This is a genomic window from Desulfobulbus alkaliphilus, from assembly GCF_016918545.1.
GTDB classification, from domain to species: domain Bacteria; phylum Desulfobacterota; class Desulfobulbia; order Desulfobulbales; family Desulfobulbaceae; genus Desulfobulbus; species Desulfobulbus alkaliphilus.
On sequence record NZ_JAFFQC010000075.1, the window covers coordinates 1 to 2,899 of the forward strand.

Here is a 2,899-nt window from a genome sequence, read left to right on the forward strand (position 1 = left end):
CCCTGTTCAGGCGGCAGTTCCGGAGCGATCCGCGGGATCAGGATAACCGAGGGATGGCGTCCCGCGGGCTCCGTACAGCCCGACAACTAAGGCCAGAGTCACCACGGTGCCATAAAATAGCGCCATCATCTGTATGCCGCTCAACCCCAGGGCTCCGCCACCGGTGAACACGGCCGAGGCGACGGCAAAGCCGAGAGCGGTGGGAAAAAGGATGGAAAACAGCATCCATCCGTAGGATCCGGTCTGCACCTTGATCATGATGGTGGTGGCCAGACAGGGGGGATAGAGGGCAAAGAAGAGAATAATCGCCAGGGCATGGAGCGGGGTGAATCCACCCTCCCTGGTTTCCGCGGCCATGCGCTCCTCCAGGCTCAGATTATCATCCGCCCCCTGCTGATAGAGGACACCGATGGTGGCAACGCTGGACTCGCGGGCCACAAAGGAGGAAAGGATCGCCACATTAATCTTCCAGTTGAATCCGGCCCACTGGGTCACCGGTTCCAGGCCCCTGCCGATCATGCCGAGAAAACTGGATTCAATCTGCTCCTCCTTGATCTGACGCCGCAGAGACACCTGCTGTGAGGCCAGGCTCCGCAGTGCTCTGCTGATGATCTGCGCGTCTTCGTCGGTGCCGGGTCGCAGAAAAAGGAACAGGTCCGGGTCCTTGCGCTCAAATCGCTCATTCATGGCAACGGCGCCGGCAGGACTGCGGAGATTGAGCCGGGCGGCCCGGTATTCGCTGTAGAGATTGAGCATGCGCACCAGGTCTTCCTCTGCCTGCAATTGCCCGGCATAGGCGCTGGCGCTGATCCGTTCATGGAAATTGGCCACCGCGGCGGCCATTTCGTTCTCGTACCATCTGACCCGCTCGGCCCCAAGGCCGGGGAACTGCAGCAAGGTAAACACACAGATGGACACGGCAATGACAATGGTGCCCACTTTTTTAATGTACTGCCAGGTCCGTTCCAGGGCCCGCTGACCGACCCCGAAAAGGGTGGGCGGATGATAATTGGGCAGTTCCATGACAAAGGGAGCGGTTTCCTTGCCGCGGAGCACGGTCAGGGTGAGCAGGCGGGCCACCAGCAGGGCCATGAAGATGGTGATCGTGGACAGAAACAGCATCACCCAGGATCGATACTGGACAAAAAAAACATTCACCAGCAGGGTATAAAAGGGGATCTTGGCCAGACAGTTCATGTAGGGCACGGTCAGGATGGTGGCCATGCGGGACTGTTCGTCCGGAATGCCCTTGGTGGCCATGACCCCGGGCACGGCGCAGCCGCCGGCAAAGACCCCGCCGAGAATGAAGGGCAGGGTCGACTGGCCGTGGAGGCCGAAGGCATGAAACATTTTATCGAGGATAAAGGCGATCCGCGCCATATAGCCCGAATCCTCGAGAATGGCGATGAGGGAGAAGAGAATGAGAAAAATGGGGATATAATTGAGCAGGGCGTTGGCAGAATCCACCATCCACAACCCCATGGAACGGATATAGGGGTCATGGAGCAGACCCGCGTCCGGCAGGGCAGACGCGGTCATGGCCCGGAACTTGGCCAGAAACGGCCACCAATACTGGGTCAGGTCATAGCCCTTGACAATGGAGAGCTGGTAAATGACAAACACGGTGGCGATCAGGATAAACGGGGCGGCGAAGCGGTTGAGGACCACGGCATCGATGGCCTCGGTGATATTGGTCCGCCCTTCCCTGGTTTCCTTGACGCAGGTAGCGATGATGGAGGTGGCCAGCCGGTCACGGCAGCCGACCAGATAATCGCCCACCGACATGTAGTGACTGGCCTCGAACTCACCGCGGATTTTGCGTGCCGCCGCCAGTTCGGCGCAATCAGGACCCAGTTTGCCGATGAGCAGTTTCTCCGCCTCGCTGTCGCCCTCGACCAGTTTCACCGCCAGCCAGCGGAGGGGACAGGTGCCGACGAGCTCCGACCGCTCCAGCATGGCATGGAGGGAGCCGATGGCGGGTTCCAGCTCTTCGTAGGAGATTTCCAGGGCCTTGCCCTCTTTGCGCTGCGCCGCCGCCAGAACCGCATCCCGGACCTCCTTTTTCCCCTTGCCTTTCCGGCCCACCGTGGGGACGACGTCCACCCCGAGCCGGTGGCGCAGGCGCTCGACATTGATGCGCAACCCGTTGCGTGCGGCCACGTCCATCATATTCAGGGCCACCACCACCGGAAAGCCCATTTCCAGAATCTGAAAGGTGAAATAGAGACTTCGTTTCAACGAGGAGGCATCGACCACGTTGATGAGGACGTCTGGCTGCGTGGTGATGAGAAAATCACGGGCGACCCGTTCTTCCAGGGAAAAAGAGGTCAGACTGTAGGTACCGGGCAGATCGACAAGCTCGACCTTGACCCCTTCATGGCGATAGAGACCGTATTTTTTATCGACCGTGACCCCGGGATAATTGGCCACGTGCTGGTGAGCACCGGTGAGCATGTTGAACACCGTCGATTTGCCGGCATTCTGCTGGCCCGCCAGGCCAACGAGCAGTTTTTTTTCGATCTGCATGGGAGAGGATGAAGGAGTATGGGAGTGACAGCGGTGCTGAGGAGAGTCTATTCAGGACGGGGCAATCCGGTAGTTCACAAAGGATAAGGGGCGGCGCCAGTGGCAACCGGCACCACCAGCACCCTGTGTGCCCCGTCCGCGGCTGTTATTCACAGTCCACCTCGATGAGCGAGGCCTCGGATTTACGCAGGGTGACATTATACCCCGATACTTTGCACTGCAGCGGATCCCCCAGGGGCGCGCACCTGATCATGCTGATTTCGGTCTCCGGGACGAAACCGAGATCGAGCAGTCGCTGGCGAATGGCCCCACATCCGTGATGGCAGCGGATCCTGGCCCTCTGGCCGGGAAGGACATCGGCGAGCATCCGGCA

The 2,899-nt window shown here is 59.8% G+C and carries 2 protein-coding genes; both read right to left on the reverse strand.

Going from position 1 to position 2,899, the window contains the following annotated elements:
* Positions 1-6: 6 nt before the first annotated feature.
* A complete protein-coding gene (feoB, locus tag JWG43_RS17305) occupies positions 7-2,526 on the reverse strand; it encodes a ferrous iron transport protein B (RefSeq protein WP_205244198.1) in 2,520 nt (839 codons plus the stop codon).
* Positions 2,527-2,671: 145 nt separating this feature from the next.
* The coding region (locus tag JWG43_RS17310; RefSeq protein ID WP_240193665.1) for a FeoA family protein at positions 2,672-2,899 on the reverse strand (228 nt) is incomplete at its 5' end.